The sequence below is a fragment of the Nocardiopsis sp. NPDC058789 genome (assembly GCF_042745575.1).
Classification (GTDB): Bacteria; Actinomycetota; Actinomycetes; order Streptosporangiales; family Streptosporangiaceae; genus Nocardiopsis; species Nocardiopsis eucommiae.
Genome location: NZ_JBHYOW010000009.1, coordinates 72,509 through 85,461, shown reverse-complemented (window position 1 = coordinate 85,461; position 12,953 = coordinate 72,509). Strand labels below are relative to the sequence as shown.

13 protein-coding genes, 1 tRNA gene and 1 CRISPR repeat array are annotated in these 12,953 nt (G+C 72.1%); of the genes, 9 read left to right on the top strand and 5 right to left on the bottom strand.

The annotated features are described in order from the left end of the window. Window positions 1-27 precede the first annotated feature (27 nt). Both ACFW3L_RS15255 and ACFW3L_RS15250 read right to left on the bottom strand, forming a co-directional pair. Entirely contained in the window at window positions 28-675 is a 648-nt protein-coding gene (locus ACFW3L_RS15255) for a LuxR C-terminal-related transcriptional regulator (protein ID WP_378740658.1), read from the bottom strand. After that, the gene (locus ACFW3L_RS15250) at window positions 663-1,880 is read right to left on the bottom strand and encodes a sensor histidine kinase (protein ID WP_378740656.1); all 1,218 of its coding nucleotides are present in this window, start codon (window positions 1,878-1,880) and stop codon (window positions 663-665) included. Before ACFW3L_RS15250 ends, ACFW3L_RS15255 begins: the two co-directional genes overlap by 13 nt. Before the next feature lie 249 nt (window positions 1,881-2,129). Between ACFW3L_RS15250 and ACFW3L_RS15245 the strand changes: the two genes are divergently transcribed. The 4 genes from ACFW3L_RS15245 (at window position 2,130) to ACFW3L_RS15230 (ending at window position 5,601) form a co-directional block, all read left to right on the top strand. Further along, window positions 2,130-3,341, top strand: a complete 1,212-nt coding sequence (locus tag ACFW3L_RS15245) for an ATP-binding protein (RefSeq protein WP_378740653.1) — start codon at window positions 2,130-2,132, stop codon at window positions 3,339-3,341. Beyond that, window positions 3,338-4,021, top strand: coding sequence for a response regulator (locus ACFW3L_RS15240; protein ID WP_378740650.1), 684 nt, complete (start codon window positions 3,338-3,340; stop codon window positions 4,019-4,021). Before ACFW3L_RS15245 ends, ACFW3L_RS15240 begins: the two co-directional genes overlap by 4 nt. Before the next feature lie 108 nt (window positions 4,022-4,129). After that, window positions 4,130-4,843 (top strand): ABC transporter ATP-binding protein, encoded by a 714-nt coding sequence (locus tag ACFW3L_RS15235; protein WP_378740648.1) that lies wholly within the window; start codon window positions 4,130-4,132, stop codon window positions 4,841-4,843. Continuing rightward, window positions 4,843-5,601 carry an ABC transporter permease gene (locus ACFW3L_RS15230; protein WP_378740646.1) on the top strand — a complete coding sequence of 253 codons (759 nt, stop codon included), beginning with the start codon at window positions 4,843-4,845 and terminating at the stop codon, window positions 5,599-5,601. The genes ACFW3L_RS15235 and ACFW3L_RS15230 overlap by 1 nt, the downstream gene beginning before the upstream one ends. 94 nt (window positions 5,602-5,695) lie before the next feature. Here the strand turns inward: ACFW3L_RS15230 and ACFW3L_RS15225 are convergent, their stop codons facing one another. Both ACFW3L_RS15225 and ACFW3L_RS15220 read right to left on the bottom strand, forming a co-directional pair. Beyond that, window positions 5,696-6,202, bottom strand: a complete 507-nt coding sequence (locus ACFW3L_RS15225; protein ID WP_378740644.1) for an LURP-one-related/scramblase family protein — start codon at window positions 6,200-6,202, stop codon at window positions 5,696-5,698. Between the two features lie 186 nt (window positions 6,203-6,388). Further along, complete coding sequence (locus ACFW3L_RS15220) at window positions 6,389-7,318, bottom strand: DMT family transporter (RefSeq protein WP_378740642.1); 930 nt, start codon at window positions 7,316-7,318, stop codon at window positions 6,389-6,391. 121 nt (window positions 7,319-7,439) lie between these two features. Between ACFW3L_RS15220 and ACFW3L_RS15215 the strand changes: the two genes are divergently transcribed. From ACFW3L_RS15215 to ACFW3L_RS15205, 3 genes are all read left to right on the top strand, one after another. Then, on the top strand, window positions 7,440-8,375 hold the full coding sequence (locus ACFW3L_RS15215) for a LysR family transcriptional regulator (RefSeq protein WP_378740640.1): 936 nt from the start codon (window positions 7,440-7,442) through the stop codon (window positions 8,373-8,375). After that, the gene (locus tag ACFW3L_RS15210; RefSeq protein WP_378740638.1) at window positions 8,372-9,076 is read left to right on the top strand and encodes an exonuclease domain-containing protein; all 705 of its coding nucleotides are present in this window, start codon (window positions 8,372-8,374) and stop codon (window positions 9,074-9,076) included. The genes ACFW3L_RS15215 and ACFW3L_RS15210 overlap by 4 nt, the downstream gene beginning before the upstream one ends. 791 nt (window positions 9,077-9,867) lie before the next feature. Then, a CRISPR array of direct repeats spans window positions 9,868-10,810; the repeat unit is 28 nt; unit sequence GTGAGCCCCGCAGACGCGGGGATGGACC. A gap of 83 nt (window positions 10,811-10,893) precedes the next feature. Next, window positions 10,894-11,142, top strand: coding sequence for a hypothetical protein (locus ACFW3L_RS15205; RefSeq protein ID WP_378740636.1), 249 nt, complete (start codon window positions 10,894-10,896; stop codon window positions 11,140-11,142). 1 nt (window position 11,143) lies between these two features. Here the strand turns inward: ACFW3L_RS15205 and ACFW3L_RS15200 are convergent. Beyond that, window positions 11,144-11,215, bottom strand: a tRNA-Arg gene (locus ACFW3L_RS15200). A 131-nt stretch (window positions 11,216-11,346) separates the two neighbouring features. Between ACFW3L_RS15200 and ACFW3L_RS15195 the strand changes: the two genes are divergently transcribed. Together ACFW3L_RS15195 and ACFW3L_RS15190 are read left to right on the top strand one after the other, a co-directional pair. After that, window positions 11,347-11,745 carry a response regulator transcription factor gene (locus ACFW3L_RS15195; RefSeq protein WP_378740634.1) on the top strand — a complete coding sequence of 133 codons (399 nt, stop codon included), beginning with the start codon at window positions 11,347-11,349 and terminating at the stop codon, window positions 11,743-11,745. Continuing rightward, window positions 11,742-12,872, top strand: a complete 1,131-nt coding sequence (locus ACFW3L_RS15190) for a DALR anticodon-binding domain-containing protein (protein ID WP_378740632.1) — start codon at window positions 11,742-11,744, stop codon at window positions 12,870-12,872. The genes ACFW3L_RS15195 and ACFW3L_RS15190 overlap by 4 nt, the downstream gene beginning before the upstream one ends. Window positions 12,873-12,953: the final 81 nt, after the last annotated feature.

Sequence of the window (12,953 nt, the reverse complement as noted above, 5' to 3'; positions counted from 1 at the left end):
CGCGCGGACCGGGGTCCGGCCCCGGCCTCAGGCGCGGTGGCTCAGGTAGGCCAGGACCGCGCGCACCCTGCGGTGGCCGCTGTCCGTGGGGGCCAGGTCCAGCTTCTGGAAGATGTTGCCGATGTGCTTGTGGACCGCGTTGGTGGTGACGACCAGCCGCGCGGCGATCTCACCGTTGTCGTGCCCCTCGGCCATGAGCGCGAGCACCTCGCGCTCCCGCGCGGTCAGGGTCTCCAACGGGTCCCGCCGACGCGAGGTCAGCAGCTGCTGCACCACCGACGGGTCCATCACGGTGCCGCCCCCGGCGACCCGGTCCAGCGCCTCCACGAACTCGCTCACCCGGCCCACCCGGTCCTTGAGCAGGTAGCCCACCCCGCCCTGGCCGTCGGAGAGCAGCTCGCCCGCGTAGTCGCGCTCGACGTACTGGGACAGCACCAGGACCGGCAGCCCGGGGTGGGCGCTCCGCGCGGCGATGGCCGCGTGGATGCCCTCGTCGCGGAAGCTCGGCGGCAGCCGCACGTCCACCAGGGCGAGGTCGGGCCGGTGCTCGTCGACGGCCGCCGCGAAGGCGGGCACGTCCACGGCCACGGCCGCCACCTCGTGCCCCCGGGTGGACAGCAGCAGCTTGAGGCCCTCGGACAACAGCACGTTGTCCTCCGCGATCACGATCCGCACGGCAGCTCCACCCTGATCGTCGTCGGTCCCCCCGAGGGACTGTGCACGGTCACGTTCCCGTCCAGCGCGGCGGCCCTGCGGCGCAGCCCCCGGACCCCGCTCCCGGCGGACTCGTCCACGCCGCCGTGCCCGTCGTCGGACACCTCGACCGTCAGGAGGTCGTCCTCACGGGTCAGCCGGACGGAGATCGCCTCCGCGCCGCTGTGCCGGACCGCGTTGGTGACGGACTCGGTGACCGCGTAGTAGGCGGCGGTCTCCACCGCCACCGGCAGCGTGCCAGGGTCGGCCACGTCCAGCCGTACCGGCAGGGTGGTCCGCCCGGCGAGCGCGGTGAGCGCGCCGGGCAGGCCCCGGTCCGCGAGGATCGGGGGGTAGATGCCCCGGATGACGTCGCGCAGCTCCGTCATCGCCTCCTCGGTCCCGGTGTGCGCCTGTTCGAGGAGGGCGGCGACTGTCGGGTCGGAGGCGGACTCCTTGGCCACGCCCAGCTGCATGGCGATCGCCACCAGGCGGGCCTGGGTGCCGTCGTGCAGGTCGCGCTCGATCCGTCTCAGCTCGGCCCCGTGCGCGTCCACCACCCCGGCGCGCGTGCGCTGGAGCTCGTCCACGCGGTGCGCGAGCACCTCCTGCTCGGAGGGGGCCAGGGACCGGACGCACATCCGGGCGTGCGCGTCGCACATCGGGACCATCGCCCATCGCAGGATCGCGAGGCCGACCGCGCACTGGACCACGGCGGAGACCACGGCGGCACCCCAGCCGTCCACCGGAAACCCGAGCTGTTCCGGCCGGAACTCGGCCGGGTACGCCCACCACAGCAGTGAGTCGACGGTGTTGACCAGCATGCCGGGGCCGATCAGGGCCAGACAGCCGAGGAGGATGCTCACCACCGAGAACAGCGGCATCCACAGGAGCACCCGGTAGGTGGCGGGTGCGCCCACCAGCGCGCGGAAGCCACGGTCGGGCGGGTACGGGAGGTCGGGGACGTCCACCCCGAGCCACCGCGCGGCGCGCCGCCGGTTCCAGTCCGCCCAACGCGTCACCAGCCGCACCCACCGGGACGCCAGGTAGGTACCGACCCCGCTGAACGGAAGCGCCAGCGCCACGACCAGGGTCAGGGGCGCCATCACGAGGGTGAGCATCCCAAAGACCAGCGCCGCCAGCAGGCGGCCGCACGCCCGTAACGGCCGATCCCACACCTTCCGCATTCCGTTCTCCTCAGCCGAGTGTCCGTGACGGCGCCGATCGCCGTCACGGACCAGTCTGGGCCAACGGGAGACCGGGGGCACTACAGCTGGCTACCGGAACCGGCCACGCCCCGCCGCGCGCGCCGCCGTCCGGCTACCGTGAGGGGCCGTTCCGCACCCTGCACAGGAAGGCCGCACCCGTTCGTGAGCCTCACTCGCCACTGGACCGCCTTGGGCGGGACCGGAGGGGCCACAGGCCCGAGATACGCCGTGGACGTCGCCGTCGCCCTGGCGTACGTGTTCGTGGACCCCTCCACCTGGTGGCGGTTGACATCGCCGGACCGTTTGGGCGCCGACCCGTGGGAAGGGGTCGCGCTGGTGTTGCTCCTCGTGATCCCGGCGGGGATGGTGCTGCGCTGGAAGTACCCGGCGGGTGCGTTCGCCACGGTTCTCGCCGCCAGCGTCCTCACACTGCTCGGCGGCTGGGGTGCCGCCCCGCCCCTGGCCGCCGCCTGGACCCTGTACCCCCTGGCCCTGACCTGGCGGGGGAGCGCGTCGCTTCCACGGCCGACCCTCCTCGCCCTCGCCCTTGGTGCGCCGTGCGCCGTGCTGGTCGGCGCGACGCTCTGGGTCCCCGAGCGGATGTACGCACCGATCGCCGACATCTCTCCCCTCGTCCTGCTCTTCCCGATCGCGTTCCTGGCCCCGTTCGGATTGTCGTGGTTGCTGGGACGGGTGGTACGTGAACGCCACCTGAGGGAGCTCCGCGACGCCGAGCACTCCGTCGCACGCATCCAGAACGAGGAACGACTACGCGTGGCCCGCGAGGTCCACGACATCGTCTCGCACACCCTGGGAGTGATCGGCATGCGCGCCGGTGTGGTCCTGCACGTGCACCGGGACGATCCACGCGCGCTGGCGGGGGCCCTCGCCGAGATCGAGAGAACCAGCCGTGTCTCCAGCGACGAACTCCGCCTCGTCCTCGGGGTGCTGCGCCAGGGGGAGACCGCGCCCAGGGCACCAGGGCCCGGACTGGCCGAGCTGCCTTCGTTGGTGGAGACCGCGCGCGCCGCCGGCGTGGAATGCTCACTGCACACCCACGGAACCGAGGGGCTGCCCGCGACCGTGGCCGCCGCCGTGCACCGTGTCGTCCAGGAGTCCCTCACCAACGTTGTTCGGCACGCACCCGGATCGACCTGCACGGTCACGGTCACCGCCGACGACGGGGCCGTGGAGGTGAGGGTCCTCGACACCGGCCGGGCCGGGAACCCGGGCGGGCACGAGCCGACCTCGACCGCGGAGCTTCCCGGCAGTGGGACTGGTCTGATCGGCATGCGCGAACGCGTGTCACTGCACGGGGGCTCCCTGCGCACCGGCCCCCTCCCCGGTGGCGGTCACAGGGTCCACGCGCGGTTCCCCTTGGCCCTGGGCTCCACGAAGACCCCGACGCCCGACTCTCACCCCACGGAAGGGCAACGATGACCCACACACGGAGCGACCCCGTCCGCGTGCTCATCGCCGACGACCAGGAACTGCTGCGCGGCTCCCTGCGCATGCTCGTCGACCACGCCCCCGACATGACCGTGGTGGCCGAGGCCCGCACCGGTCAGGAAGCCCTCGACCTCGTCGCGAGCACCGCACCCGACCTCGTGCTCATGGACGTGCGCATGCCCGACCTCGACGGACTCACGGCCACCCGCCACATCTGCGCGAACTCCGACACCACGCGCGTCATCGTCCTTACCATGTTCGACCTCGACGAGTACGTGTACGAGGCGCTGCGGGCCGGTGCCAGCGGCTTCCTTTTGAAGAACACCCGCCCCGAGGAGCTGCTGCGCGCCCTGCGCCTGGTCGCGGACGGGCAGGCACTGCTCGCTCCGGAGATCACCGGGCGCCTCATCGCCCACGTCGTCCGCTCGGAGCGTCCTCTCTCCGACGCCGCCCCCTGGCGGCTGGACGCCGCCGGTCTGACGCCGCGCGAGCGCGAGGTCGTCACCCTGATCGGCCGGGGGCGCTCCAACACCGAGATCGCCGCCGACCTGACCCTCAGCCACGCCACCGTCAAGACCTATGTGAGCCGCCTCCTCAGCAAACTCGACGCCCGCGACCGCGCCCAACTGGTCGTCTTCGCCTACGAGAGCGGCCTCGTGCGAGTCGGCTGACCCCTCAGTCACGTTCGGTGGCGATCCGTGTGTCCCCCAGGGTTGACGTTCCGAATGTCCACCACGGGCCGATGTGCCGAACCACCCGTGCGGACGACCATGGGGGCCATGATCGAGATACGCGGACTCACCAGGCGCTACGGTGCCCACACGGCAGTGGACGGCCTGACCTTCACCGCCGCCCCCGGTCAGGTCACCGGATTCCTGGGCCCCAACGGGGCTGGCAAGTCCACCACCCTGCGCATGCTGTTGGGTCTGGACCGGATCGACGCCGGAACCGCGACCGTCACCGGGGTCCCCTACACCTCGCTGCGCCGGCCGGGCAGGGTCGTCGGAGCCCAGCTCGACTTCGGGGGCGCTCACCCCTCACACACCGCCCGCGCCCATCTGGCGTGGATCGCCCGCGCGAACGGCCTTCCGCTGCGTCGTGTGGACGAGGTGCTGCGCCGGGTCGACCTGGAACGGGTCGCCCGCGCTCGGGTGCGCACCTTCTCCCTGGGCATGGGACAGCGGCTCAACCTCGCCGCCGCCCTGCTCGGTGACCCACAGGTGGTGATCATGGACGAGCCGGTCAACGGGCTCGACCCGGCGGGCATCCGGTGGATGCGATCCTTCACCCGGGAACTGGCCGAGGAGGGACGCACCGTGCTGCTGTCCAGCCATCTCATGGACGAGATCGCCCGGATCGCCGACCATCTGGTGGTGATCGACCGGGGGAGGCTGGTCGCGTGCGGCGGGCCGGACGAGCTGACCGTCGGTCACGACTCCCTGGAGGACGCGTTCTTCGCGCTCACCTCCATGACAAAGGAGGGCGAGTTCTGATGCTGCTCGACGTGCGCTCGGAGGGGCGCAAGCTGGGCACCCTGCCCGTGGTGCGGTTGTCGATGGTGGCGACCTTCGTGATCACCGTGGGGCTCGCCGCCCTGGCGAGCTGGACCATCGCCGGCCACCTGGACGACGACCCCGCACGAAACGGTCTGCACGTGACACCGGAGGGGGAGGGCTTCCAGGCCGTGTACTTCGGCCAGGCCGGGATGGTGGTGCTGGGGGTTCTGGCCGTCAGCGGCGAGTTCGTCGGCGGGCAGGTACGCACGTCGCTGCTGGCCGTGCCCGGGCGGCTCCGCTTCCTGGCCGCCAAGGCCGCCGTGGTGGCGCTCCTCGCGGTCCTGGTCGCGCTGGTCACCGTGCCCTCCGCCTTCATGGCGGCCCAGCTCGGCCTGGGAGACCACGGACTGCCGTTCTCGGACGTGCTCGACGGTGCGATCCTCGTGCCCATGGCCGGTGCCGTCCTGTACTGGGTGCTGCTTGCCCTGCTGGCCGCTGGCTGCACGGTGCTGGCACGGAGCGCGGTGGCCCCGCTGGCGATCCTGGTGGCTCTGGTGCTGGCGTTGTCGCAGTTCCTGTCCATGGTCACCGACCTGGCCGACCTCCTTCCAGACCGGGCCGGTGCACTGATGTACATGGAGGCCTCGGAGGACACCTTCGGACTGGGCGCGGTCCAGGGCGGTTTGGTGATGGTGACCTGGGTGGTGGCCGTGTGGCTGGTGGCCGCGGTGCGCTTCGTTCGAAGGGACGCCTGAACACCGGGGCTCCACCCGAGAATCGGGAGGGCGCGTGTGGACGGCGCGCGTCCTCCCGGGGCCGGGGCGGCGGGGCCGTCCCGGCCCCTTCGCGTCAGTCGTCGTCTCCGTCGTCGCCGGTGAGGGCGTCCACGGCCACGGCGACCGCGATCACCAGGGCGGGGTCCCCGGCGAGGTCGCGCCGGTGGGTGTTGACGTCCACCGCGTAGGTGTCACGCATCCGGAACCACTTGCGGGACACGACCGCGACGGTGCCCTCCTTGTCGCTGATCGAGTACTCCTTGTCGAAGAAGCTCCCGACCACCTCCCAGTCGTCGCCGCCCTTGACCTCGACGTTGAGCTTGTCCCGGACGGGGTTGAAGAGCCGCTTGCGCACGGTGGCGACGGTCGAGCCGTCGTGCTCCACGCGCATCTGGTCACGGACCTTGAAGAGCTTCTTGCGGATCACCATGAGGACCTCGCCCTTGGGGTCCTTGAGCTCGAAGGTGGTGCGCAGTCTCAGGGCCTTGCCGTCCACCCAGAACACCTTGGTGCCCTGTTCGTCGGTCACCCAGAAGTCGTCGCCGATGTCGAACACGCGTTCACGTACCAGAAACTTCATGCCCCGACGGTAGGGCATCCGCGTCGGAGGGCCGGTACCCGGTCGGGGCGTGAGGGCGGCCGGGCCCGGTGCGAGCTCCCGCAGGGCCTCCACGAGCGGGGCGAGTCCGGGGGTGCGGGCGGCGTCGCCCGGCGCCCGGAGCAGGGGAGGCGCGCTCGGTGGCCCTGGGAGGGCGTGCCCGCGGTGTCAGCGCCGTGTCCCCTGGCGCTGGGACAACCAGATCGCCAGGACCACCAGCACGCAACCGCCCAACTGGACGGGCGTGACCCGCTCGCCCAGGAAGACCGCGCTCATGGCCACCGCGAGCACCGGCGGGAGCACCAGGATCGCCGCCCCGGTGCTCGCGGTCAGCCGAGGCAGGGCCGAGCCCACGAGCAGCCAGGTCAGCACCTGACCGGTCAGCGCCAGCAGCGACAGCCACAGCCAGGCCATGGCGTCCAACGAGGCCAGGTCGATCCCGCTCCACAGCGCGCCCAGCACACCGGCGGCGAGCGCGGCGGAGGCGGTGGAGACGCACACCGGGGTCACCGTGTGCCCCTGCCCGCCGCCGAGCCGGGACAGGAAGAGATAGCCCGCGTAGGTCACCCCGGCGGCGCAGCCGTAGAGCAGGCCGAGCCACGGGTCACCGCCGGAGGCGGCGCCGTCCGTGCCCGGACCGACCACCCCCGCCGTGAGGGCCACTCCGGTCAGCATCACCGGGACCGCGAGCAGGAACCGCAGCGGGGCGCGGTCGCCCAGGAACACCCACGCCAACAGCGGGAAGACCACCACCTGGATGTTGAGGAGCACGGTCGCCATCCCCGCGCCCACGTGCTGGATGCTCGCCACCCAGAACACGTAGTCCACGCCCAGCAGCAGCCCCGCCACCAGGTCCATCCCCACGAGCCGGAGCGCTCGGGGCCCCACCCGGCGGATCTCCGTCAGGGCCATCGGGACCAGCACGAACAGCGCCAGCGCGCACCGCAGGAAGGCCGCCGTCCCGGTGTTGGCGCCGGACAGCTTCACGAACACCCCCGTGGCGGAGGTGGTGGCCGACCCCACGACGGCCAGGACCACGGGGTTGGCCCGGTCCAGCACCGACCCCTGCCCCGTCCGCCTCGTGTCCGTTCCCGCCACTCGCCCCGCGCCCCCTCCGTCGCTGCCGACCCGCCACGCGCGAGTCACAGATCCAGGGTGGCGTCTCCGACCCTGAAACAAAAGCGATGATTTGTCGCTGGTAGTCGGTAGTGTTGCTTCCGTGTTCAGCATGGAACGACTCAGGGCGCTGGCCGCCGTGCGCACCCACGGCTCCATCGCGCGCGCCGCACGGGTCCTCCACGTGACGCCGTCGGGCATGTCCCAGCAGCTCGCCAAACTGGAGCGGGAGGCCGGGCAGCGCCTGCTCGAACCCGAGGGGCGCACGGTACGGCTCACCCACGCGGGCCGTGTCCTGGCCGCGCACGCCGACCGGGTGCTGGCCCAGCTCAGCGAGGCCCAGACCGACCTCGCCGCCCTCGACCGGCAGATCCTCGGACCGCTGCGCCTGGGCGGCGTGGGCAGCGCCGTGCGCAACCTGCTCCCCGGAGCGCTGTCCGCCCTGCTCACCGAACACCCCCGGCTGGTCCCCACGGTCCGCGACGGCGAGGTGGTCTCCCTGATCCCCCCGCTCCTGCGCGGGGAACTGGACCTGGTCCTGGCCGAGAGCTGGTCCAGCCGCCCGGTCGCGCTGCCCGCCGGGGTCCGTACGGTGGAACTCCTGGAGGAACGCGTCTGCCTGGCCCTGCCGAGGGGGCACCCCCTCGCGGACCCGCCCCCCGTCGACCTCGCGTCACTGGCCGCCCCGGGCGGCCTGCCCTGGGCCAGCTGCCCGGCGGGCACCGAGCCCTACGAGGCGATCCTCCAGGCACTGCGCTCCCGGGGCGTCGAACCCGACATCAGGTACACGCTCGCCGAGATCCCCTCCCAGCTGGAACTGGTGGCCTCCGGTCTGGCCATGGCACTCGTCCCTGACCTCGGCCGACGCACCGCACCCGAGGGTGTGCTGTTCCTGCCCACCGACCCGCCCCTGCGCAGGACGATCAACGCGGTGTGGCGGGCCGACGCCGAGACCCCGGCGATCCGCGCCTGCGTCACCGCGCTCACCGAACACACGGCCCCACCCGGCACCGAACCGAACACTCGAGGAGTCACGTGAACACTTCCTGGCACACCCGGCCCATGGCCGCCTTCGACGTCGAGACCACGGGCCTGGACGTCGAGGGCGACAGGATCGTCACCGCCGCCCTGTGGCGCATCGACCCCGGCAACCGGACCAAGGACGTCACCACCTGGCTGGCCGACCCCGGGATCGAGATCCCGCAGGAGGCCACCGAGATCCACGGCATCACCACCGAACAGGCCCGTGCGGAGGGGCGACCCGCCGCCGAGGTGGTCACCGAGATCGCCGCAGCCCTGGAGGCGGTCATCGCGGAGGGTTTGCCCGTGGTGGTCTACAACGCGCCCTACGACTTCACCCTCCTCGACCGCGAGCTCGCGCTCCACCGCCCGGGCCGTCCCCTGGCCGACCAACCCCTGGTGGTGGACCCCCTGGTCCTGGACAAGGAGGTGGACACCTTCCGCCGTGGCTCGCGCAAGCTGGTCGACGTCTGCGCCCACTACGAGGTGCCGCTCGCCCAGGAGGAGGCGCACGGGGCCGCCGCCGACGCCCTGGCCGCCGCCCGCCTCGCCTGGAAGATCGCGGCCCAGCACCCCGAGATCGCGGCGCTGACCGCCGAGGAGCTGCACGCCGCCCAGATCACGTGGAAGTCGGAGCAGTCCGCCAGCTTCCAGGAGTACCTGCGCCGCCGGAACCCCGAAGCGGTGGTGGACGGCTCCTGGCCACTGATCCCCGCCTGAGCCCGCCGTCCCGACCCCGCGCACCGAAAAGACCGGCGGGACAGTGTCTCCGCCGGTCTTCCTCGCTGTGTCCCCTGCGGGACACGTGGCAGATGGGAACGCGCGGCTGGTCATGGAGGAGACCGCGGAGCCGCCCGAGCGTGGGCGCGGAGTGCGTGCCGCGGAGAGGGGGCGGTGAGGAGTGATGGCCGCCCGCTGGTCGAGCTGATCGGGGCGTATGAGCTGCTGATACGAGTGTTCCGCGCGGTGGCCCGGAGCGTACGAAGTATGCCCGCAGTCGATGAGTAGCTCCTCCTCGACACGGGGGTCGAGGAGCACGTGGGCTCGGACCCGGAGGACGAAGGCGGGTTGCCGGGGCGCCTCCATGTCGTTCCCGAGCTGGACGCTCATACCGGGAGTGAGACCTCGGATGCTGTGGATGAGCGACAGACAGTTACTTTCTCCGGCGTCCAGGTGGAGGTGGGCTCTGGAGAACCCAAGGGCGGATGGGCGTTGCCGACGGAAGAGCTGATCGCGGTGCCCTTCGGCCACAAGGAACGCTGGGGGCGGTGCACCCGGAGATCCCCCGGCCCGTCTGACATGGTGGCTTTCTCTCCGTGGAGATCCCTTGGGCGTCATGAAAGGGTGATGGGGCTGGAGTCCTTCGATTCGTGGGGGCGGAGCGGTGGCGTTCTACTCGCACATGTTCGAGTTCGCGCTGTGCGACGGCGAACCCGAGTGGTGTGCGGTCCTGTCACCGCAAACTGATGTTGCGGGAAGATAACGCTTGGCGTTGTTGTAGGTCATTTGCTGTGAGCCCCGCAGACGCGGGGATGGACCGGGCGGGCTCATGGCCGCGTGGGCGGCGATCAAGTGAGCCCCGCAGACGCGGGGATGGACCGCCCAGCTCCGCGCGGACGGGCTGTCCATCGCGGTGAGCCCCGCAGACGCGGGGATGGACCTGCCTGGTGGACGGGGTCCTGGACGCGGCGCTAGTGAGCCCCGCAGACGCGGGGATGGACCAGTGTCCGAGGCCGTTGGGCAGATGGACGTGGAGTGAGCCCCGCAGACGCGGGGATGGACCGGCCGAGCACTCCCGGACGTGGCTGGAGTACGTGTGAGCCCCGCAGACGCGGGGATGGACCGAGGTGCTGATGGGCCGCTACGGGCTGGCCCGTGTGAGCCCCGCAGACGCGGGGATGGACCGTGGGAGAGCGGGCCGGGCAGGGACCCGTGGCCGTGAGCCCCGCAGACGCGGGGATGGACCGCTCGGCGGCGGGGACGTGGTGCCGTCCATCCGTGAGCCCCGCAGACGCGGGGATGGACCGCTCGGCGGCGGGGACGTGGTGCCGTCCATCCGTGAGCCCCGCAGACGCGGGGATGGACCGTGATCAGCAACGATGTCGACGTTCCCGAGGCGGTGAGCCCCGCAGACGCGGGGATGGACCGCCGCCACCCCCACCCCGAGCGCCCCCAGCAGGGTGAGCCCCGCAGACGCGGGGGATGGACCGCCGGTGTGAGCCGTGTGGGCCGGTCACCTCCAGTGAGCCCCGCAGACGCGGGGATGGACCGCACGGCCGTAGCGGAGGCCTTCGACCGGAAGCGTGAGCCCCGCAGACGCGGGGATGGACCGGAACCCGCACCGACGCCAACGAGGGGGCGGGGGTGAGCCCCGCAGACGCGGGGATGGACCGGAGCGGACCTCATGCCCGAGATTCAGCAGCCGGTGAGCCCCGCAGACGCGGAGGGGTGCTCATCAATCCCACGTACACCGGCTACATCCGGCCGAGGAGCTGAGGACCCTCCGAGCCCGACCCCCCGCCCGCATCGTCCCCGGGTTGCTGGACGAGATCCCGATCGGGGCGGTGGAGCTGGAGGAGGTTCCCGAGGAGGCGCTGCGACGTCTCTTCGAGGCGTTCCGGCTGGAGGTCGTTCACGACAAGCGGTCCAACCGCGCACACATCCGGGTCACCCTCGCGGGGAGGCCTTGGAAAGGTCCGTTCAGGCGGCCAGACAGGTCGCCGACGCCGGAGAAGGATCAGAAACGAAAAGATGGGAACCCTCAAAAGAGTGTTCCCATCTGCTAGGTGCCCCCTGGAGGATTCGAACCTCCGCACCCGGCTCCGGAGGCCGGTGCTCTATCCCCTGAGCTAAGGGGGCGCTGCTGCGAGAACAACTGTAGCAGGGGTTCCGGGAGGGTTGACCACCCGAGCGCCGGACCCGCCTCCGACCCCCCTCAGATACTGGATTCCAGTGGTGCGGCCACACTCGGCGGCGGTAGTGTCACGGGCGTGAACGCCCTTCCCGCACGGGTTCTCGTCGTCGAGGACGACGAGGTCATCCGCGAACTCATCCGCCTCAACCTCGAACTGGAGGGGTTCGAGGTGTTCACCGCCATGGACGGTCAGGACTGTCTGGACCGGGTCGGCCACGTCGACCCCGACGTCATCACCATGGACGTGATGATGCCCCGCCTCGACGGCTGGTCCACGGTCGAACGCCTGCGATCCGACGGCTTCGCGCGCCGCATCGTCATGGTGACCGCCCGCGCGCAGGCGGACGACCGCAGGCGCGGGGAGCGGATCGGCGTGGACGACTACCTGACCAAGCCCTTCGACCCCGACGAGCTGGTCGACCTGATCCGGGCGCTCCTCGGGGAGGGCGACGGCGGGATCGGGGGCGCGGCGTGACCCCCCGGAAGCTGGAGACCCTCGTCCGCAGGGCCGCCCTGGCCGCCTTCGGACTCGCTGACGCCGACGTCCCCTTCGTGTGGCCGCGCGCCGACCACGCGGACGACGGCGCCGACGCCGCGATCGCCCTGGCGCCCCGCCTGGTCGGCCGGGTCCGCGACGAACTCCCCCGGGGACGGGAGGACTCCCACCGGCTCATGGTGTCCGGACGCATCGTCGCGCGGATCGAGGACATGGCCGACGAGGGCGAGCCCGACGCCGGGTTCGCGCGCGTGCACGCGGACCAGCGCGGCTTCGCCAACTTCACCTTCACCTGCGAACAGCGCCAGAGCCTCCTCCACGCGGCGGCGGACGGCCCCGCCTACCTCACCGGCCGGGCCTGGACCGGGACGGGGGAGTGGCCCCGCTCCGACCTGCACGAGGCCGGACCCCTCGCCCAGGCCCGCCGCTACGCCCGCGCCGACGCCCGGGCCCGCATCGCCATGGCCGTCGGCGGGAACCCCCCGCCCGGCCCCGAGGGCGAGGTCTCCTGGCGCGACCGCTACCTGGACACCGACCAGTCGACGCTCTTCACGGCCTCGGGTCGCGCGCTCGGCCGGATCGGTGAGGCCAGCGCCCGCGTGGCCTTCTGCCGGTCGGTCCCCGAACGCCCCCGGGAGAACGAGACCACCGGCCGCGACCTGCCGGTGCTGCCCTCGGCGGAGAACGCCGGTTCCTGGGCCCGGCTCACCGACGCCAACCCCGCCTTCCGGCTCCGCTACGCCCACGCGCACGCGCTCAGCAGCACGCGCTGGGCGGAGGAACAGCGGGCCGCCACCGGAGGGGTTCCCCCGCGCACGCGCTGCCACCACGCACACGGTGCCCGGGTGCGCGGACTCCTCTTCGACGGCCCCAGCGTCCTGGACACCGCGGCCCGCCGAGAGGAACCCCATATCCTGGTGAGATACCTGGAGGCGCTGACCAGTGCCTACGATGAGTGGCGGACCGGTTCCACCGCCGGGGCCGAACCGGACGCGGAGCCGGAACCGACCTGGGCCGCGCTCGATCCCGCGCTGCCCGCCGCCGTCGCCGGTGTGGTCGGCACCGGACTCTTCCTGCTCGGGGTGTCAGCGCCCACAAGGCTGTAGACACCCGAGGCGGACCCCGGTGGGGCCAGCCCAACCCCTGTGTTCCGATCGGCTTGGTGGACAATGAGTGGAGCGACCGCT

Bases quoted from the DNA above. Each gene is read 5' to 3' on its own strand.
- ACFW3L_RS15250 (WP_378740656.1), bottom strand. From the start codon at position 1,880: ATGCGGAAGGTGTGGGATCGGCCGTTACGGGCGTGCGGCCGCCTGCTG.
- ACFW3L_RS15240 (WP_378740650.1), top strand. From the start codon at position 3,338: ATGACCCACACACGGAGCGACCCCGTCCGCGTGCTCATCGCCGACGAC.
- ACFW3L_RS15235 (WP_378740648.1), top strand. From the start codon at position 4,130: ATGATCGAGATACGCGGACTCACCAGGCGCTACGGTGCCCACACGGCA.
- ACFW3L_RS15230 (WP_378740646.1), top strand. From the start codon at position 4,843: ATGCTGCTCGACGTGCGCTCGGAGGGGCGCAAGCTGGGCACCCTGCCC.
- ACFW3L_RS15225 (WP_378740644.1), bottom strand. From the start codon at position 6,202: ATGAAGTTTCTGGTACGTGAACGCGTGTTCGACATCGGCGACGACTTC.